Source organism: Streptomyces sp. PKU-EA00015 (assembly GCF_013387495.1).
Lineage (GTDB): Bacteria > Actinomycetota > Actinomycetes > Streptomycetales > Streptomycetaceae > Streptomyces.
The window spans coordinates 161,307-178,152 of record NZ_JABZEE010000028.1; the positions used below are offsets into that span (position 1 = coordinate 161,307).

Annotated in this window: 26 protein-coding genes and 1 pseudogene; 22 read left to right on the top strand and 5 right to left on the bottom strand. The window is 66.3% G+C overall.

Annotated elements, in window-relative coordinates; all coding sequences use genetic code 11:
- Positions 1–39: 39 nt before the first annotated feature.
- The gene (locus HW130_RS18610; protein ID WP_177150736.1) at positions 40–825 is read left to right on the top strand and encodes an N-acetylmuramoyl-L-alanine amidase; all 786 of its coding nucleotides are present in this window, start codon (positions 40–42) and stop codon (positions 823–825) included.
- Positions 822–1,031, top strand: coding sequence for a hypothetical protein (locus tag HW130_RS18615; RefSeq protein ID WP_177150737.1), 210 nt, complete (start codon positions 822–824; stop codon positions 1,029–1,031). Before HW130_RS18610 ends, HW130_RS18615 begins: the two co-directional genes overlap by 4 nt.
- A gap of 52 nt (positions 1,032–1,083) precedes the next feature.
- Here the strand turns inward: HW130_RS18615 and HW130_RS18620 are convergent, their stop codons facing one another.
- The 3 genes from HW130_RS18620 to HW130_RS18630 all read right to left on the bottom strand — a co-directional run bounded on the left by HW130_RS18620 (position 1,084) and on the right by HW130_RS18630 (position 3,205).
- Positions 1,084–1,452, bottom strand: a complete 369-nt coding sequence (locus HW130_RS18620; protein ID WP_177150738.1) for a hypothetical protein — start codon at positions 1,450–1,452, stop codon at positions 1,084–1,086.
- Between the two features lie 78 nt (positions 1,453–1,530).
- Positions 1,531–2,229: a hypothetical protein gene (locus HW130_RS18625; RefSeq protein ID WP_177150739.1), complete on the bottom strand. Its 699-nt coding sequence runs from the start codon at positions 2,227–2,229 to the stop codon at positions 1,531–1,533.
- A gap of 40 nt (positions 2,230–2,269) precedes the next feature.
- The gene (locus HW130_RS18630; RefSeq protein ID WP_177150740.1) at positions 2,270–3,205 is read right to left on the bottom strand and encodes a hypothetical protein; all 936 of its coding nucleotides are present in this window, start codon (positions 3,203–3,205) and stop codon (positions 2,270–2,272) included.
- 265 nt (positions 3,206–3,470) lie between these two features.
- On the opposite strand from HW130_RS18630, the gene HW130_RS18635 reads away from it, so the two are divergent.
- The 17 genes from HW130_RS18635 to HW130_RS18715 all read left to right on the top strand — a co-directional run bounded on the left by HW130_RS18635 (position 3,471) and on the right by HW130_RS18715 (position 12,014).
- Entirely contained in the window at positions 3,471–3,848 is a 378-nt protein-coding gene (locus tag HW130_RS18635) for a hypothetical protein (protein ID WP_256356162.1), read from the top strand.
- A gap of 367 nt (positions 3,849–4,215) precedes the next feature.
- Positions 4,216–4,401 (top strand): hypothetical protein, encoded by a 186-nt coding sequence (locus HW130_RS18640; protein WP_177150742.1) that lies wholly within the window; start codon positions 4,216–4,218, stop codon positions 4,399–4,401.
- A gap of 16 nt (positions 4,402–4,417) precedes the next feature.
- On the top strand, positions 4,418–5,371 hold the full coding sequence (locus HW130_RS18645; protein WP_177150743.1) for a hypothetical protein: 954 nt from the start codon (positions 4,418–4,420) through the stop codon (positions 5,369–5,371).
- Between the two features lie 28 nt (positions 5,372–5,399).
- Positions 5,400–5,891 (top strand): hypothetical protein, encoded by a 492-nt coding sequence (locus HW130_RS18650; protein WP_177150744.1) that lies wholly within the window; start codon positions 5,400–5,402, stop codon positions 5,889–5,891.
- A 115-nt stretch (positions 5,892–6,006) separates the two neighbouring features.
- A complete protein-coding gene (locus HW130_RS18655) occupies positions 6,007–6,444 on the top strand; it encodes a hypothetical protein (protein ID WP_177150745.1) in 438 nt (145 codons plus the stop codon).
- 124 nt (positions 6,445–6,568) lie between these two features.
- Positions 6,569–7,441, top strand: coding sequence for an AAA family ATPase (locus HW130_RS18660; protein WP_177150746.1), 873 nt, complete (start codon positions 6,569–6,571; stop codon positions 7,439–7,441).
- 3 nt (positions 7,442–7,444) lie between these two features.
- Positions 7,445–7,819: a hypothetical protein gene (locus HW130_RS18665; protein WP_177150747.1), complete on the top strand. Its 375-nt coding sequence runs from the start codon at positions 7,445–7,447 to the stop codon at positions 7,817–7,819.
- The gene (locus tag HW130_RS18670; RefSeq protein ID WP_177150748.1) at positions 7,816–7,968 is read left to right on the top strand and encodes a hypothetical protein; all 153 of its coding nucleotides are present in this window, start codon (positions 7,816–7,818) and stop codon (positions 7,966–7,968) included. Before HW130_RS18665 ends, HW130_RS18670 begins: the two co-directional genes overlap by 4 nt.
- The gene (locus HW130_RS18675; RefSeq protein ID WP_177150749.1) at positions 7,965–8,378 is read left to right on the top strand and encodes a CHC2 zinc finger domain-containing protein; all 414 of its coding nucleotides are present in this window, start codon (positions 7,965–7,967) and stop codon (positions 8,376–8,378) included. Before HW130_RS18670 ends, HW130_RS18675 begins: the two co-directional genes overlap by 4 nt.
- Complete coding sequence (locus tag HW130_RS18680) at positions 8,260–8,877, top strand: topoisomerase (protein WP_256356174.1); 618 nt, start codon at positions 8,260–8,262, stop codon at positions 8,875–8,877. Before HW130_RS18675 ends, HW130_RS18680 begins: the two co-directional genes overlap by 119 nt.
- Positions 8,874–9,236, top strand: coding sequence for a hypothetical protein (locus HW130_RS18685; protein WP_177150751.1), 363 nt, complete (start codon positions 8,874–8,876; stop codon positions 9,234–9,236). Before HW130_RS18680 ends, HW130_RS18685 begins: the two co-directional genes overlap by 4 nt.
- Complete coding sequence (locus tag HW130_RS18690; protein ID WP_177150752.1) at positions 9,233–9,439, top strand: hypothetical protein; 207 nt, start codon at positions 9,233–9,235, stop codon at positions 9,437–9,439. Before HW130_RS18685 ends, HW130_RS18690 begins: the two co-directional genes overlap by 4 nt.
- 3 nt (positions 9,440–9,442) lie before the next feature.
- Positions 9,443–10,639 (top strand): hypothetical protein, encoded by a 1,197-nt coding sequence (locus tag HW130_RS18695; protein ID WP_177150753.1) that lies wholly within the window; start codon positions 9,443–9,445, stop codon positions 10,637–10,639.
- On the top strand, positions 10,636–10,965 hold the full coding sequence (locus tag HW130_RS18700; RefSeq protein ID WP_177150754.1) for a hypothetical protein: 330 nt from the start codon (positions 10,636–10,638) through the stop codon (positions 10,963–10,965). The genes HW130_RS18695 and HW130_RS18700 overlap by 4 nt, the downstream gene beginning before the upstream one ends.
- Complete coding sequence (locus HW130_RS18705; protein ID WP_177150755.1) at positions 10,962–11,345, top strand: hypothetical protein; 384 nt, start codon at positions 10,962–10,964, stop codon at positions 11,343–11,345. Before HW130_RS18700 ends, HW130_RS18705 begins: the two co-directional genes overlap by 4 nt.
- On the top strand, positions 11,342–11,704 hold the full coding sequence (locus HW130_RS18710; protein WP_177150756.1) for a hypothetical protein: 363 nt from the start codon (positions 11,342–11,344) through the stop codon (positions 11,702–11,704). Before HW130_RS18705 ends, HW130_RS18710 begins: the two co-directional genes overlap by 4 nt.
- Before the next feature lie 37 nt (positions 11,705–11,741).
- A complete protein-coding gene (locus HW130_RS18715; protein WP_177150757.1) occupies positions 11,742–12,014 on the top strand; it encodes a hypothetical protein in 273 nt (90 codons plus the stop codon).
- 21 nt (positions 12,015–12,035) lie between these two features.
- Here HW130_RS18715 and HW130_RS18720 read toward each other — a convergent pair whose 3' ends face one another.
- Positions 12,036–12,977, bottom strand: a complete 942-nt coding sequence (locus HW130_RS18720; RefSeq protein WP_177150758.1) for an SUMF1/EgtB/PvdO family nonheme iron enzyme — start codon at positions 12,975–12,977, stop codon at positions 12,036–12,038.
- A gap of 63 nt (positions 12,978–13,040) precedes the next feature.
- Positions 13,041–13,814 (bottom strand): aminotransferase class IV family protein, encoded by a 774-nt coding sequence (locus HW130_RS18725; RefSeq protein ID WP_177150759.1) that lies wholly within the window; start codon positions 13,812–13,814, stop codon positions 13,041–13,043.
- Between the two features lie 243 nt (positions 13,815–14,057).
- Here HW130_RS18725 and HW130_RS18730 point away from each other — a divergent pair, with 243 nt between their 5' ends.
- The 3 genes and pseudogenes from HW130_RS18730 to HW130_RS18740 all read left to right on the top strand — a co-directional run.
- Complete coding sequence (locus HW130_RS18730; RefSeq protein WP_177150760.1) at positions 14,058–15,308, top strand: methionine adenosyltransferase; 1,251 nt, start codon at positions 14,058–14,060, stop codon at positions 15,306–15,308.
- Positions 15,308–16,231 carry an aminoglycoside phosphotransferase family protein gene (locus HW130_RS18735; protein WP_177150761.1) on the top strand — a complete coding sequence of 308 codons (924 nt, stop codon included), beginning with the start codon at positions 15,308–15,310 and terminating at the stop codon, positions 16,229–16,231. The genes HW130_RS18730 and HW130_RS18735 overlap by 1 nt, the downstream gene beginning before the upstream one ends.
- Positions 16,228–16,710: pseudogene (locus tag HW130_RS18740) on the top strand (histidine phosphatase family protein); the annotation flags it as partial. The gene HW130_RS18735 and the pseudogene HW130_RS18740, both read left to right, overlap by 4 nt.
- Between the last annotated feature and the right edge of the window lie 136 nt (positions 16,711–16,846).

Sequence of the window (16,846 nt, forward strand, 5' to 3'; positions counted from 1 at the left end):
CCTGAGGCGGGGCCTTTGTCATGCCCGGAGGTATGTCCCTTGTCTGTCTCCATCGTCAGCCGTAAGAGCTGGGGCGCGAAGCCCTGGAACGGCGCCCCGGCCGCTGTCCCGCTGTCCAAGCGGACCGAGTTCTTCATCCACTACGACGGCGGTAACCCGATCAACTACACCGGGGTCAAGGTTCCGCAGGCGATCCAGCGCTCGCACCTGGCCCAGGGCTGGGCCGGGGTCGGCTACAACTTCGTCATCGACCAGGACGGCACGATCTACGAGGGCCGCGGCTGGACCCTTCAGGGTGCGCACTGCCCTGAGCACAACGTCTCCGGTATCGGCGTCCAGATCGCCATCGGCGGCGACCAGAAGCCGAGCGACAAGGCCCTCGCGGCTGCGCGTGCGCTGTACGACGAGGCGTGCCGAAAGACCGGCCGGACCCTGGCCAAGAAGGGTCACAAGGACGGCTTCGCGACGGCCTGCCCCGGCAAGCACCTGTACGAGTGGGTCAAGGCGGGCATGCCCGCGCCGAAGGGTGCCGAGTCTGAGAAGCCGAAGCCGCCGACACCGAAGCCCGTCTCGAAGATCGTCGCCCTGAACCCGGCGGTGAAGCCCGGCGCCACCCACAAGCAGGTGCGCGAGCTTCAGCAGCTCCTCGTCAAGGCGGGGTACGGCCCCATCAAGGGTGCGTACACCGACTTCTACGGCCCGGAGACACAGCGCGCCGTAGCTCGCTTCCACGACCGTAACCCGGCTTACCGCAGCGGCCTGCACGACCCGAAGATCGGGCCGAAGGGGTTCGTCGCTCTCCAGAAGAAGGCGGGCCACCGATGAGCAAGCACCGGCGCCCTGCGTCTGTTCTCGTCTCCGTCCTGCCCGTCCGCTACCGCTCGCGCGTCGCGGCCGTCCTGTCGGCCGTGGGCGTGATCGTGAGCATTGCGGCTGTCGTTTACGCCGACAAGCCCGAGGTCGCCCTGATCGTCCAGATCGCCACGTCGCTTGGCCTGGTCGACGGCTCGGACTCCGAGGAAACCGAGTAGCAGCGTCCCCTCTGTTGGCCCTCGCGGGCTGGCAGGGGGCGTCTTCGTCGTCTCAGGACTCGGCTGCCTTGGCTGCCTTCATCGCCTCAATCTCTTCCAGAGTCGCAACCGGTGTCCGCCGAGATCGGCGCGGCCTCGCCTCAGGCTCAGCCGTCGCCTCACGGGTGCGCACCTGCCTCCCGTTCCGCGGCCTTGCAGTCCCGGCCTCCTCGGCGACGGCAGTCTCCACGGCGTCGACCAGGGCCTCAGTGCGGGGCTCGGGCAGGGTGCCCCCGAAGAGGTCGAGCAGGGGCGCGGCGTCCTCGTCGCACAGGTCGCGCTCGCGCGGCTCGGCCTCATCTGCGGTCAGTGTGTAGCGAGTTGCGGGCCTGTCCCGTCGCTTGCAGATATCACATACGCGCACGGTGATCGTTACGTCCATTCCTCCGCTGTCTCCTCGCCCGTGGGGGACTCTCGCTGTAGACATTGTCCCTCACGGGCGAGGAGCGGGTCACTGTTGTCAGGCGGTGGGGGCGTTGAGCTTGGCGAGGTAGCGGCTGCCAGTACGGCGGTCGCGGCCCATGACATCGGCGAGGTTCGGGCCGTTCACCTCTCGTCCCTGGTCAAGGAGCTTCGCGGCGGCCTGGCGGATGTCCTCGATGCTCGGGGACGGACGGCCGGGGCGACGCCGGGCGCGTGCCTTGGCCACCTCGTCGACCAGCAGATCGGCGCCGTCGAGGGTCGGCTGAACCGGCGAGGCATCCTGGTCCTGGTGCTCGTCGTGCTCCTGGTCCTCAACGACCCCCGCGGCTTCCGCCGGCACCGGCTTGGCGGCGCGGATGACCATGTGCGCAACGTGCCCAGCGACGATCGCGGGTACGGCGGAGACAGCGGCGACCAGCTCCTTCGACGAGGTCATGTACCCGGCCGAGATCCAGTGAGCGACGACCTGACCAGCCAGTGTCATCCCCAGTGCTCCCACGGCGCCCGCTATTGCGCTCCCCCTGCCCTTTTCTCCCTTGGCCCGACTCTCGGTGAACCAGACCGCGACGACCGCGTACACGGACATGCAGACCGGCATACCGGCTGCGACCCACTCGTTCCATCCGGCAGTGCGGGCGAGCTGGTACTCGCCGGGCGCGGACATCGCCAGGGCGACGGCGAGCACCAGGCCGCCGACGACGTAGGCGTACCGGGGCATGCGGGCAGGCTGAGACATGGGTGTGCCTTTCAAGGTGATGCAAGTGAAGGAAGAGGGGTTACTTGGCCATAGCCGCGCGGGCAGCGCGGAAGGCGGCCAGGCCCTCGGGAGCGAGGGGGCCGGACTCGGCCTCGCTGAGGAGTTCGCGGGCGACGGCGGACGGCTGGACGCCCGAGCAGATGCCGCAGATGCCGGACTCCTGGCCAGCGGGCAGGACACGGCCGCAGCCGTCCGCGCAGTCGGCGTACTGCTTCCATTGCCGCTTGCGCTCCGGGCGCTTGCGGTCGAGCCGGTCAGCGATCAGCTTCGAGGCGGAGTAGACCTTCGCCGGAAGGCCCTGCGTCACAGCGTCGGTGATCTCGGCGATGGTGGCCCCACGGTCCATCCAGTCGGCGACCGAGGGGAGGAGCTTGCTGACCTGCCGGTCGGACAGTTTCAGGCGGGTGTCGATCGCAGCCAGGCGGCGCAGGATGCGGGCCGCCTCGGCGGACTGCTTGTCGTCCTGCTTCTCGCTGGAGCCCTCCCGCTCACCAGCCCCGAACGGCGCGGCCTCGTCCTGGGCGGGCTCAGCCGGAGGGAAGGGAGGGTTCTTTTCCCCGTGCTTAGAAGAGTCCTTTTCCCCGTAAGGGGACGTGCCCGCCTTGCGGGTAGCCGCCGGGCTGGTGATCGGGCGGGTGGGAACCGGAGCAGGGGCCAGGTTCGGCAGCTCGTACACGTCCACACTGGAGACGATCTGGTTCGTCTCGTCGTCACGGCCGGTCTTGGTCACCCAGTAGCCGAACTCGCGCAGCTCGGCGACAGCCTTCGCGACCGCGTTGCGGCCTTGCGGGTAGTTGTCCGAGAGGGTGCGAACGTTCTCCTTGACCCCGCTGGGCAGGGACAGGACAAGAGCGAGGATGCCGCGCGCAGTGTGGGAGATGCGCGGGTCCTGGATCGCCTTGTTGGCGATGATCACGAAGTCCCGCTCATGCGTCGGGATACGATGAATCTGCATTGGGAGCTACCACTCTCAGTGCCAGACCCCGGAGCGTTGGCGCGCTGCCGGGGTCACCTGTTTACTTGGTGCAACAACGCCGTCGCTGTCGGGTTTCAGCTTGACATGATCGCCTCGGATTGGTCAACCTTTACTCGAACACGGCCTCGGTCTCACCCGAGGGATGAGCCGATCGCCCACTCAAGGGGGACAGATGCCGCCAAGGAAGATCCAAGATGAGCAAGAGGTCATTAGGTGGTTCGAGGAAGGTCGAACCTACACATGGATGCAGGAGACGTACCTGAAGAAGTACGGCATCGAGACAAGCATCCCGATGTGGGCAGCCTTCCGCCGGCGCAAGGGGCTGGATCGCCGCAACCTGCGGGATGACGAGCTTCTCCCCTGGAAGGTGAAGGATGAGCACCGGCACATGTATCCGGCGATCATGCTACGAGTCGAGGCGCGGAGGCGTGCCGACCGTGACGTGAGCGACCGCGACCTCAAGCGCCTCACCTCCTGGAAGCAGAGTCTCAACGAGGACCAGCTCGTCGTGCACTACGACCCCGACACCGAGGCGGGCTTTTTCTACGTGCCTCGCGAGGCGCAGGACGACGACCTCATTCGCAAGCCGAGCCTCAAGACGGGCAACCAGGCTCGCGACTGATGCACGCATAGTACCCGAATCTTCGAACGTTCGTTCGTACGCACCCCCGCCAAGGTCGGCGGGGGTGCTTCCGCACACCCCCTGACCTGGCCCTTCGCCGCGCTCGATCGATTGTTCGAGCGATTGTCAGACCCGAGTGCAACCATTGACCCGCTTCGACGGTCACCCTCGTGGCATATGCCTGCGGCATGTCCCGACGGACATTTATGCAGGTTGACACCACCTTCGAGGGCCACGTAGAACGGTCCTCCACTTGTTCAATGTTTACATGCAGGGGGGCACCGCGTTCATGAGAGGTTTCGAGTCGCCGAGTCTTCCGCCTGGTGTTCGTCTCGTCGGAGACCCGACCGACTGGAACTGTGCTCTGGTGATTCGGCCGGACAGCCCGGCCTGCGACGTACGGGAGGCCCTGAACGCGACACGGCTCGTCGGCCTGGAGCCGCTCACCGAGGAGGAGCACGAGCCTGAGTTCCTCGACGATGGCTCGGTCCGGCTATGGCTGGTGCCGACTTCCCCCGACGATCCGTTCAACGAGCCCCCCGCTACCGCCTAAGACATGGAGGCCACGCTTGAGAATCGTTGACCTGACCCCGGCACCTGTGGTCCCCCGCGACGGCTGGGACCGACCGCTCGTCATCCCGAAGCAGGGCGGCAAGCCCGTGCCACTGACCCGCACGACGACGTTCATCGACTGCATCGAGGACAAGTCCGCCCTGGGTGACTGGCACAAGCGCATGACCCTGGTGGGGGCGGCGAAGCGCCCGTCCATGCTGGACGTGGTGAAGCAGCTCAACCCCGACGACCAAGGCGACAAGCGCAAGCTCAACACACTCGCCGATCAGGCGATCGACATTGCCGGGGCCAACACCAAGCGCGAGAAGGGTACGTACCTTCACACGCTGTCGGAGTACGTAGACCGCGGCGAGCCTCTGCCCGCCGGTACAGCGGCGCTCGACCTGCGGGACATGACCGCGTACATGGGTGCCACCGTGGACTTCGAGGTCAAGGCCGTTGAGCGGTTCGTCGTGGTGCCCGAGCTAGGCACGGGCGGCACGTTCGACCGGCTACTCGAATACGCCGGACCGGACCCGGAGGGCAAGCACGTCGAGGGCCGCTTCATCGGCGACCTCAAGACCGGCTCCGTCCGGTACGGCGCCCTGAAGATGGCCTCCCAGCTCGCGGTCTACAGCCGGGGCGAGTTCTACGACTACACCCGCTTCCCCGTGGACCCTGCCGACAGGAAGGCGTTCGCGGCCTGGAAGAAGCGGGAGGTGCCGGCGGAAGAGGCCGCCCAGGCGTACACCTCCCTGCCGGGTGACGTCTCCCAGAAGTGGGGCATCATCATCAACCTGCCCGCAGGCTCGGGGGATTGCACCCTTCACTGGGTGGACCTTGAGATCGGCTGGGCTGCGGCCAAGCTCGCCCGCGAGATCCGCGTCATGCGCAGCGTGAAGGGCGCGATGCGCCCCTGGGTGAGCGGCCTCACAGATCCGAAGGTCGCTCAGCTGCGGCCTGCGTGTTAAGTTTGAACCCACACAACGAGGGAGTGAAGTGAAAGCAGATCAGGCCGAACTCGTCACGTCCTACCCGGACGGCTCCATTGGAGTCACCATCAAGTACGGCAAGGGCTATGAGGACACCTGGGCCGTCTTCCGCGGCTCCGTGAGACAGGTCCGCGATTTGATCTGCGACTACTTCGGGTTCGAGTGTAAAGATGTAACCACCCTCTCGCTTAGCGATCTCGTCGTCAACGCAACGAACCTCGCGCACGGGAAGGGCAACATCGCCTCGATCCTCGACGCTCAGATCATCTCCGACCCTGCTCTCGCGAAGTCAGCGGCGGACGACCCCTGGGCAGCCGCTTCGGCCGCTCAGCCCGAGTCCAAGAACGACAACGCGTCCGCCTGGATTCTCGGCGAGATCCAGAAGCAGACGACCATCGCCGACCTGCAAAAGCTGTGGGCCGCCAACCAGGCGATGTTCGCCGATCCCAGCGTAATGGCCTCCTACAAGGCCCGTGGCCGGGCCCTGAAGAACGGCTAACCCCAGTGCCTGTCATCGCCCTCGTCCTGGTCCTGGCCGTCTCCGTGCTGGGCGCAGTGATCACACCGCGGCTCTCCGAGCCGACCCCCTTTTGCCGAACTGAAGGAGAAACCGAGTGCCCCTGAACTTCGTTGAGATCCCGACCGCTGGCGGCGGCTGGTTCAAGCCCGCTGAGGTCAAGGACGCCATCGCGTTCCTCATCGAGGTCAACAGCTACGAGCACCAGCGCCCCACCCCGAACGGGCCGAAGGACTCGGCCCTGTGTGACGTGACCGTGTTCAAGGACCGCGAGAGCCTCGACAGGCTCTCGCCCGAGGTCAACAAGGGGATGCGGGTAGAGCAGACCCTTCTCGCCCGTGACCTGGAGAAGGTCGTCGGCGGAGCCACAATCGTCACCCTGGCGCAGGTCCCGCCGAAGCGGCCGGGCGCGCACCCTGCGTGGGTCTGGCGCCCCTGCAACGACGCTGTGGTCCGACAGAAGGTCATCGAGTACGCCGAGGCCCGCGAGGCCGCCCTGAACGCGGCCGTCGCCGAGGCCCCCGATTTCGACTGACCTCCGTGACGAGCTGGGGCCGGTCATAGGGCTGGCCCCAGCTCTCGCGGGTTTGGAGGACCCGTGAACCACTTGAATCCTTCGACAGGTGCCCACTGCGTCGTTCACCGAGAGGAGCCACCGAGTGCTGACCCCTGCTAGGTCGCTGGCCCTGCATGTCGAATCCGGCAAGGAGTTGCCGCGCGTCGAGGCGTTCGACGCCCTGTATGCGATGGGGTGCCGTCCTCGCCACGGCGAGGTGGTCATGATCGCGGGCCGCTCGGGTACGCAGAAGTCCGGGTTCGCTCTGTACTGGACGGCTCAGATGGGGTTGCCGACCCTGTATTTCTCCGCCGACATGTCGGCCTTCACTGCGAGCAGCCGCCTGGCGTCGATGATGACCGGCGACACGACCGAGATGGTGGAAGCGGGTATGGCTGCCGGCGGCCGTCACCGTGTTGAGTACCTCAACGCCCTGTCCGGTCTGCCGTTCACCTTCTCCTTCGGCTCGCCGATCACGTGGCAGGCCATCGACGAGGAGCTCGAAGCCTGGGTGGAGTTGTGGGACAACTACCCGCAGGTGTTCGTGTTCGACAACCTCATGGATTTTGACGGCGCCGAGTCGGACTACACGGAACAGATGGCCGTCATGTCAGGCCTGACCGAGCTGGCCCGCGCGACAGGCGCGACCGTGATCGTCCTGCATCACGCGTCAGATAAGTCATGGGAGGCAAAGTCGGACCCATGGGCCCCGCCGAGCCGGGACCAGGTTAAGGGCGGCTTGAGCGAGAAGCCCGAGCTGAGTCTCTCTGTGGCCCTCGACCCGACGAGCCACGAGTACCGGGTCGCGGTGATCAAACAGCGCATGGGTCCGTGCGACCCGACCGCCAAGCGGTACGCGTCGATGCGCTGCCACCCCGAGGTGACGCGCTTCTCGAAGCTCGAACGCCTCGTCCCCGTTGCGTCCCCGGAACAGCCCTGGTCACCGACCGCCGTCCTTCAGAAGCAGGGAGTGTAAAGATTGACCTCAATCGCTGAGCGGAACAAGACCAACCGCCGTAAGGGCGCCGCTTGGGAGACGGAACTCCTCGCGGGCCTGCGGTCCGTGGGCGAGGACGCTGAGCGGCTGCGGCTGACCGGCGCAGAGGATGAGGGAGATCTCGTCATCCGCGAGGACGGCGGCCTGTTCACGGTCATCGAGACGAAGAACGCCAAGTTCACGCCCGGCCCGTTCCTCGACGAGGCCGAGCGTGAGCGCCTGAACTTCGCCAAGCACCGCGGAATCGAAGCCGACCGCGTTGAGACCGTCGTCGTGGTGAAGCGCCGAGGCAAGGGGTGGCGCAAGGCGTTCGTCCTGACCACGGTCGAGGCGTACTTCGGGCTGGACGCCGAATGACCGCGATCACCTTCGAAGAAGTGGCCGAACGTGAGCGTCTTATCAGAGAGTTGGGCCGGTTCGACCTGAGCACGGCCGCCGGTCAGGGGCTCGACGAACTCGGATACGACGACGACAAGGGGTGGTTCGTCGGGAGGCGGGTCTCATGAGGTTCCGCCGAATCGAGGGCGTGCACCAGGACCAGGAAAAGCCGACGCTCGAATCGGTCCTCGATCACTACGGCGTCGACTACGACACTCAGCGCGCTACGGGCATGGCCCCATGTCCACTCCACGACGACCAGACACCGTCCTTCTCCTGGAACACCGACCGACAGCTCTGGAAATGCCACTCCTGCGGCAAGGGTGGCGACTCATTCACTCTGATCATGGAAAAGGAAGGCACCGACTTTGGCGGAGCGCGAGCCCTTGCGGCCTCTCTCTCCCTCGCAACGCGAGATGCTGGAGGAAGCGACCGCGGCCTATCAGGCAGCGCTTACGGCGGACGCCGCAAGGTATCTCCTCGGCCGGGGAATCGGCCGCGAGGAGGCGGCTACGTACCGGCTTGGCGTCGTCGGTGACCGCCCCTTCCCCGGCCACGAGAAATACAGGGGAATGCTCGCCATCCCCTACCTCGACCGCACGGACGCCCCGCTGACGATCCGCTTCCGCTGCCTGGAAGACCACGATCACCGCGCCTTCGGCCACGGCAAGTACAACACCATCAAGGACGATCCGCCCCGCATGTACGGCGTCGGCTCCGTCCACAAGGCCGACAGTGTGATCGAGGTGACCGAGGGCGAACTCGACCGGATCATCCTGGAGAAGCTCGGCCTTCACGCAGTCGCCATCCCCGGCGCCTCCATCTGGCAGGGCCGGCACAGGCGCATGCTGGCGGGCTTCAACCGCGTCCGGGTGTGGGGCGACCCCGACGATGCCGGCGCTGAGTTCACAGCCCGCATCTGCCGCGCTCTGCGTTCCGCGAAGGGCATACGCCTGCGGGACGGCGACGTAACAGAGACCTACATGCAGGAGGGCGCGAACGCCCTTCTGAGCCTGATTAAGGAGGACGACCAGTGACCGAGGCGACCGTCAAGAAGACCGCAGCCAAGCGGCCCGCACGGACGGCCGACCCGCTGGCCCCCGTACTCACGGAGGTCCGCAACCACGCCCGGACGATAGGCGACCTGCCCTCGAAGCTGGTCGGCGGGCATCTCCCCGAGCGGGGCGCCGACAACTACCGCAGACGGGGCGACGACTGGGAGCGGATCAACAAGAACCGGGAAACCGAGGGCCGCCTCGGGATCGACGGCCTGGCAGTGCAGGTCGCCTTCGCCGCCTTCGGCGGACGCACTGCTGCGGAGATCCGCAGCGGCCTCGTACGTCTCGCCTCGCTTGCCGTGGCAGCCATTGGCCAGATCGACCGGGAGCCAAAGTGAGCGACCCCCTGCCGGGCAACCCCGGCCCCACGCTCAAGCGCCTGTACGAGGAGCTGGAACCCGACGTTCGCGAGACGGTCCTCGTCCGGCTCCTCGACGGTTCCTCGGCCGAGCGCCTTGCCCTGGTCCTACGCAAGCACGGCCACGCCGTATCGGCATCCACCATCCGCACATACCGCCGATCCCTTCGCGATGGAGTGTAAAGTTTGAACAAGTCCGAGCTGCTGAACGACCTTCTTGCGACACCGACCGCACCGGCCCTCGCAGGCCGCCAGGCCGACCCCGACAAGGACTTCACGCGACAGATCGAGGTCACGGGCGACGCGGCCGAGGTGACCGTGCGCGGCCCCGAAGGGACCGACCCGGAGTCCACCGCAGCCGACGTGCTCCGTGCGCACCAGCTCGACCCCGCCGAGTGGGAGATCACCGGCTTTCGGTCGAGCGAGTGGACCATGGCGAACGGCGAGCCGGGCGTCTCGGCCCGCTTCTCCTTCGGCCGTCGCAAGGCTGACGCGGTCGCCGAGCGGCCGGACCTTGACGAGCTCCTTCGAGCATTCGACACCTACACGCCGAGCCGGGCCGTCACGGAGGCCGGCGGCGAATGGACGTACGTCGTCGCGCTTGGCGACATGCAGTTCGGCAAGCTCGACGGAGACGGCCCCGAGGGCACCCTTCGCCGCGCAATGAAGTGCATCGACAAGGCGGCCAACCTGCTTCCCGAGTACCGGAAGCGGTTCCGCATCGGGCACGTTCACATTGCCTGGCTCGGCGATCACGTCGAAGGTTTCCAGTCGCAGGGCGGGGCGAACGTGTGGCGCACCCCGCTGACGCTGACGGAACAGATCCGGCTCACCCGCCGCGTGATGGCGCACGGCGTAATGGAATTCGCGCCGCAGGTGGACCGGCTCACGGTCGCGGCTGTGCCTGGCAATCACGGCGAGGCTGTCCGGCCGGGTGGTAAGGGCGTCACCCGCTACGACGACAGCCACGACACGGACGCCCTTGTCGCGGTCGGTGAGGCCCTCGCGATTGCGGGCGAGGAGTACACGCACGTCGAGGTGTACGTCCCGGACACGGACGAGCTGACGGTCGTCGTCGACTGCTCGGGGACAGTCGTCGCTCATGCCCACGGACATCAGTGGCGCGCGGGGCGGCACTTCGAGTGGTGGCGCGGCCAGGCGTTCAACAAGGCCAGCGCAATGCATACAGCCGATCTGCTTCTCGCTGGTCACCTGCATCACGAGTTCATCGACACGGACGGCCCGAGGACCTTCGTGCAGGTGCCGGCGATGGAGTCCGAGTCGACGTGGTGGCGGCACCGCACGGGAACCGTGGGGGCGCCGGGCCTGATGGTCATGGTCACGCGTGACGGTCAGGTGCCGGTGAAGGAGGTGGTCAGGTGACCTCTTCCCCGGCCGCCGACTGGCGCGTCCTCGACTTGCCCGAGGTGGTGGCTCTTGCTGGCCGGGCTGCCCGCCGGATCGCGGACGGCTACGAGGACACACTGACGATGGAGTACGACGACGCGAGGCAAGAGGCGCTGATCATCCTGGCGACCAAGCCCGCCATGGTGAACGAGTGCCTCTCCGACCCGGACCTCGGGCTCGGCGTCCTTTACCACCGTCTGGTCCTAGACCTTATCGACCGAGTGAAGACCGAGGCCAAGCATCGTATTCGCCACACCTCGTACGAGGCGGCATGCCGCACGGCCGAGAGGGGGCGCGTGTGAGCGGGTACGACCGGCGCCTGGTTGAGCACCTGCTGCCGGCGGTGTGGGACAGCGAGACGGCGTACGGCATCCGTAATCCCACGGCCCCGGACGCCGACATGCCGATAGGCACCGTCGACAAGAAATCCGCGGGCGTCCTGTTCGCCCACCTCGCCGACATCCGGCGGGGCTGGGTGACGGCCCCTCTTTCCCTGGCCGAACGCCGGGTGCTGTTCATGCGCTTCGCCCTCGACTGGGACGACCGCCGGATAGCAGCCCGCGAGGCGGTCACTGACCGGGCCGTCCGCTACCGGCTCGAACGAGGTGTCGGCAGGCTCGCCGCCCACCTCAACGGCACTGACTACATCGACAGTTACGACGACTTGGAGAACGCGGCGTGAGCGAACCAATTCCCGAGGGCACCTTGGAGTGGTGGGACGACGTGACCCGCACCTACTACGAGCGCCAGTCGGATGGTGCGGTCGCCTCTCGTCCGTACAACGATGCGGAGAACGCAGGACTCGGCGCGCGGCTGGTCCGCGAGACGCTGGTCTCGCAGGCCGTCGCATCGACGAATGCCAACAAGGACGACCTCAGGACGAACAATGCTTTCCTAGCCCTGAGCTCGCCGAATAACGTCGAGTTGATGGCACAGGTGCAGCTCCTGACGCGACAGAACTCCCGCCAGGCCCGCGCACTCAACGGCCTGATTCGCCTCGTCCTCAACCGGCTTGAATCCACGGCCGAGGTGATTACTTGACTGGCTGCTCGTTCTGCGCGGAAGTTAATCTGTAGCCATGTTCAAAATGACGTGGGCGCTGGTCGCCGAGCATGCGGACGAGTGGACTGGCAACGACTTCGGCGAGGCGGCTGCGGTCCTAAACCAGAGGGTCGGAGCGGCCGTTACAGCGAGCGGCATGAACCCCGACGCTCAGGCGCACTTTCGCGATAGCTTCCTCGCCCCCGTCCGCGACGGCATAGCCAGTGCCGGCAAGGCGGCAGTCGAGGCTGGGCGTGGCTGGGACACGGCTGCGGGTCCTCTGCTCGTCGTCCTGACTCCCGCTGCCTGAACGGAAGCGAGTACGTGGACGCTAATCACCCAGCAGTTGGTGTAAATCCTCCGCTGAGATGCCACATCGGAACCCTGTGTCGTCATCAAACATGTCCGCAGATGCGTCATTGAAGGCGGCAGGAGTGACCCGAGAGAAGGGGCTGGTCCAAGCTCCTGCCTTGAGCTCGTACCGGCCCGGCTCGGAGAGCGTCGAAGTCCACTCCCACGTATTGCCGCACATGTCATAGACACCGTAGGGGCTAACTCCACTGTGGTATCTGGTGACCGGGGTGGTCGAGCCGATACCGCTTTCACGAGTGTTGCACTTCGCCGGTGTCTGCTGACTGCCCCAGGGGTATATCTCGCCCCTGGGGCCTCGGGCCGTCTTCTCCCACTGCTGTGAACTCGGTAGTTCCTTGCCAGCCCACGATGCGTAGGCGGCTGCATCATGCCACGTGACGAACACTACGGGGTGATCGAGAATGCTCTCTGGGCACCTGCCCTTGGGCCAGTGCTGCGGAGTCGCGTGTCCTGTCGCTGCGACGAATCGCTCATAGTCCGAGTTCGTCACGGGGTAGAGGTCGATGTAGAAGGATGGGAGCCAGACAGGGCTATTCCCAGCTCCCGACAAGTACACGCCCGCGTCAATGAGCGCCATCTTCTTGCCGTCATGTGGGTGTCGGACCTGATGCTGCCTGGGGAGGGCCGATCCTTCCTGTGCCCGCTGGTCGGGCAACACCGAATCCAAAGAGCTGGTGAGTTTCACGAACCTTGCGTGGACCTCCGGCGAAGATGTTGCCAGGGCTGTGTCCAGGGCCGCTTGATTCACGGGGCGGATCTTGATCGTCTCGCCGCGGGCCTCCCACTTGGAGACCATGCGATCACTCACTCCGAGCTTCGCAGCGAACGCCTCGATGCTCATCCGCTGTGCCTCACGCAGCGCCCGGACTTCCAGCCCGGTCCACCTCTCAACTGTGGCCACCCGAGACTCCTTTGAGTGAATCAACGGAGCCCAGCGTAGTCACATGATCGTCAGTGCGTGCCGTTACAGCGGATCTGCCGGTACCTCCATGTACGCCTTGCGAAGAGTGTCAATGATTGGGTGGTCGTCGGTGAGGGTGGTTTCGTCGACTCCGCTGATCGCCCGGACCCCGATTGCCGAGTTGGTGGCGAAGACAGCCTGCATGCCTGCGATGTCCGCGAGCTGGACTCGCCGCTCGTCGTGCTCGTGTGTCGCCTTGAGGAGCTGCATCGTCACTCCTACGAGGATGTCCGCCTCTGGCCAGATCACCCGGTCTCCATCGAAGAAACCGATGTTCCAGGTGCCGCCCTCCGACACAAGCGACTGCTCGTCGACGAACAAGGCATCGTCGAACCCGTCGAGCTGGGCGGCTCGTCGATGTAGAAGCTGCCCGAACAGACCAACGCTCTTCACACTCGGCAGATCCCGGACGTACTTCCTGGTCTGCACCCGCATCGGTGACAGCGGGAGGTTCGCCGCCGGCCTCGTCGTGACCAGTACTTGTGGGTCCGCCTTGGCGCCGGGGTGGCCCATGTCGAAGTTCGGGTCGAAGACCGTTACCCGCACGACGCATGCACCCTCACTCGGGGCTACGCGCCGCGCCAGATCTTGCACGTGTTGCGGGTCCAGCTCGGCATCGAAGAGAGCCCGGCAGTCCCTCACGAGCCGTTCCAGGTGGAGCGACAGCCCACGCACGCGGCCTTCTTCGACGCGCATGGACGTGAAGTGTCCATACCCGGTGAGAGCCAGGGTCTTGAGCTGATCCACGGAGACTGGTTTGCCATTCAATTCAGCCATGCGGCCAGCATGTCACCGCCATCGCGGGAGCTGATGGCAAAGGCCCTGGTCGGGGCCTCAAGTTCGGTGAAAGTTCGGTGCCAGGGCAGTGGGAGGACGTTCCGATCCCGTCGTGCCCCAGGCGAATCTTGTCCTGTCGCCGCAGACCGCTAGCACCGCGCCGAGCAGCCACTTCCACTTCCCTGCCGGGCTCACTGACGCCTGCGCTGGGCAACCCTGCCGACCCTGAGATGGGAGTTCGCCATGCCCCGAACGAGCATGATCTTCGGCAAGAGCCGCCTGGTCATCGAGACCGGCACCCACGAACACGATGGGACAACCATCGTCGAGCGCAAGGGGCTCGGACACCCCGACACCCTTGCCGACCACCTGGCCGAACGACTGTCCCGGGCGTACAGCCGCTACACCGTGAAGCACTTCGGCGCCGTGCTGCACCACAACTTCGACAAGCTCGCCCTCCTGGGTGGGGCAAGCGAGGTCCGCTACGGCGGCGGCAAGATGACTGCCCCGGTCCGGGTTCTGGTCAACGGGCGAGCCGCGCCCGCCTGCGGCGGCGACAGCATCCCCGTCCTGGAGATCGTCGAGGCGGAGGTCCGGGAGTTCTTCGCTGAGCGCCTTCCGGAGGTCTCGGATCACCTCGACATCACTTTCAACATCACGAGCAATTCGAGCCCCGGTGCCGTGCTGACCGGCGATGCGGTCCCGGACAGGACCCGCTGGTTCAACCCGCGGTCCATCGACGACCTCCGCGAGCGCCGAGTCAGGCTCTCGAACGACACGTCGCTCGGTACGGGCTGGGCGCCGGAGAACCCCTTCGAGTCGTTCGTGCGCGAGCTGGTGGACCACCTCTCCGGACAGAGCGACTTCAGGCTTGCCCACGCCTGGTGCGGCTCGGACGTGAAGCTCATGGGCTACTGGGATGGAGAAGGCGCGGACATCGTGCTGTGCGTGCCGCAGAAGTCGCGCCACGTCAGCAGCCGGGCGGAGTACATCCGCAACACCGAGAGCGTCCTCGCCGAGTGCCACCGGCTCGCCGACATCCGCCTTCCCGGCGCCGAGGCCCGCTTCCGGCTCAACGCACGCGACATGCCCGAGAAGGACGAGCTCTACCTCACCTACACGGGAAGCTCAATCGAGTCGGGCGACGAGGGAGTCGTCGGCCGGGGCAACCGCGTCAACGGCCTCATCACCCCTCTGCGCCCGATGAATCTGGAAGGCGCCAACGGCAAGAACCCCGTGTATCACGTCGGCAAGCTCTACAACATCGCTGCGCAGCGCCTCGCGCACCGCCTGCATGAAGCGACCGATGGGCAGGCCGAGGTGCACCTCGTCAGCACCACGGGGCAGCGGCTCGACCAGCCCTGGCGCATCCTGGTTCGCCTCTCCTCCCACGATGTTGAGATCGACAAGGTCCAGGCGCTCGTTGCCGAGGCCCTTGAGGCGTTCCCGGCCCTGACGGACGAGCTCGTCTCGGACGGGATCGTGCTGAGCTGATGACGACGCACACGCTCGGAGAAGTGCCGCCGGGGTGCCGCCGGCGCCTTCTCGATCACTACGGCCCATCGGCGGAGGCGTGGCTTCGGGCCGCCCCGTGCCTCCTGGCCGAGGCGGCGGAGCGCTGGAAGCTCTCGTTGCAGGGCTATCACGATGCGGGACACGCCTCTGCCATCGCCCTGGCGACCGCCCTCGACGGGACTCCGTTGATCCTCAAGGCGTGGTACGAGTCGCTCCGCTACCGCCACGAGATCGCTGCACTGCACGTGTGGACTGGCGGTCCGATCGCGGACGTCATCGAGACGGCGGACGACCTGTCGGTGGCCTCCCTGGAGCTGGTGGGAGGCCAGCCCGGCGGCGCCGCTCGTCTCTCGCGTGAGAGACATATGGTGGCCGCTGCGATCCAGGGGCTTCACTCCCTCGGCCAGAAGAGACCGACGCCGGCTCTTCCCAGCCTTGCCCACTTCCACCAGGAGGTGGTTGTGCCCCGCATCCACCAGCGGGCACAGAGCCTCGATCTTGGGCCAATGGGGACGCTCGTGGAGGAGGCGTGCGAGGGGCTCTCCAGCCTGCGGGAAGACCCCACCCGGACCACGGTCCTTCATGCCGATCTGTACCGGGAGAACGTGATATTCGACGGAGGAGGGCATCCGCGCCTGATCGATCCGCACCCCTTGGTGGGAGACGCGGCATTCGACTGGGCCTTCTGGACGGTCTACTACGACCTTGAGGGGGGAGTGGCGGATCGGCTGGCCACTGCTTCTCGGATCTCCCGCATCCCCGTCCCAGAGATCACGCCGTGGTGCAGGGCCCTCGCGGTTGACGGCTTCCTCTACTACACGGAGATCCACGATCCCGCGAAGCCGAAGATCGCGAAGGTGTTGTCCTCGCTGATGGCCTCCAGCCCGGGGAGCGAGCGGTGACGACATTCATCCTCCGTCACGGGCAAACCGACTACAGCAAGCAGTACCTCGTCAACGGAGACCCAGCCCACGCCATCCGACTGACTGAAGAAGGCGTGCGATCATGCCGGAACGCGTGGTTCGTACTCCCACTCCACAGGGTGCGCACATGGCTGGCGAGCGAGTTTCCGCGCGCCCAGCAGACGGCTTCCCTGCTGATGGGAGTACCTGCGTCGAGGCTCGTGGTGGACGCTCGGCTCAACGAGCTGGACTACGGGAAGTTCGAAGGCGGCCCGTTCCTGGAGTACGCCTCGTGGCTCGATCATCATGGCGGGTCAAAGCGCCCGCCGGGTGCCCGAGAGGCCCAGCGAGAGGGCATCCGGAGGATGCTCTCTGGGGTACGCGCGGCCCTGGACTACCCGGGGCCTCGCGTCCTCGTCTGCCACGGCTTGCTGGTGTCGATCCTTCTCTGGCATCGAGACCGCTCCCCCGGCGAGGCTATGCCGCTGTTCTTCCCGGAAGCCCCATGCGTCGAGCCGCTCACCGTTTCCGACGAGGCGCTGGACGAGTGGGTCGGGACCCTGCTGGCTGATCTTGACGGAGAGAAGCCACAAGATCGAGGTGGGCGCGGTGACG

What these genes read in the sequence shown, in the direction of transcription:
- HW130_RS18615 (WP_177150737.1), top strand. Translation starts at nt 822, where the DNA reads ATGAGCAAGCACCGGCGCCCTGCGTCTGTTCTCGTCTCCGTCCTGCCC.
- HW130_RS18620 (WP_177150738.1), bottom strand. Translation starts at nt 1,452, where the DNA reads ATGGACGTAACGATCACCGTGCGCGTATGTGATATCTGCAAGCGACGG.
- HW130_RS18625 (WP_177150739.1), bottom strand. Translation starts at nt 2,229, where the DNA reads ATGTCTCAGCCTGCCCGCATGCCCCGGTACGCCTACGTCGTCGGCGGC.
- HW130_RS18630 (WP_177150740.1), bottom strand. Translation starts at nt 3,205, where the DNA reads ATGCAGATTCATCGTATCCCGACGCATGAGCGGGACTTCGTGATCATC.
- HW130_RS18635 (WP_256356162.1), top strand. Translation starts at nt 3,471, where the DNA reads ATGCAGGAGACGTACCTGAAGAAGTACGGCATCGAGACAAGCATCCCG.
- HW130_RS18670 (WP_177150748.1), top strand. Translation starts at nt 7,816, where the DNA reads ATGACCGCGATCACCTTCGAAGAAGTGGCCGAACGTGAGCGTCTTATC.
- HW130_RS18675 (WP_177150749.1), top strand. Translation starts at nt 7,965, where the DNA reads ATGAGGTTCCGCCGAATCGAGGGCGTGCACCAGGACCAGGAAAAGCCG.
- HW130_RS18715 (WP_177150757.1), top strand. Translation starts at nt 11,742, where the DNA reads ATGTTCAAAATGACGTGGGCGCTGGTCGCCGAGCATGCGGACGAGTGG.
- HW130_RS18725 (WP_177150759.1), bottom strand. Translation starts at nt 13,814, where the DNA reads ATGGCTGAATTGAATGGCAAACCAGTCTCCGTGGATCAGCTCAAGACC.
- HW130_RS18730 (WP_177150760.1), top strand. Translation starts at nt 14,058, where the DNA reads ATGCCCCGAACGAGCATGATCTTCGGCAAGAGCCGCCTGGTCATCGAG.
- HW130_RS18735 (WP_177150761.1), top strand. Translation starts at nt 15,308, where the DNA reads ATGACGACGCACACGCTCGGAGAAGTGCCGCCGGGGTGCCGCCGGCGC.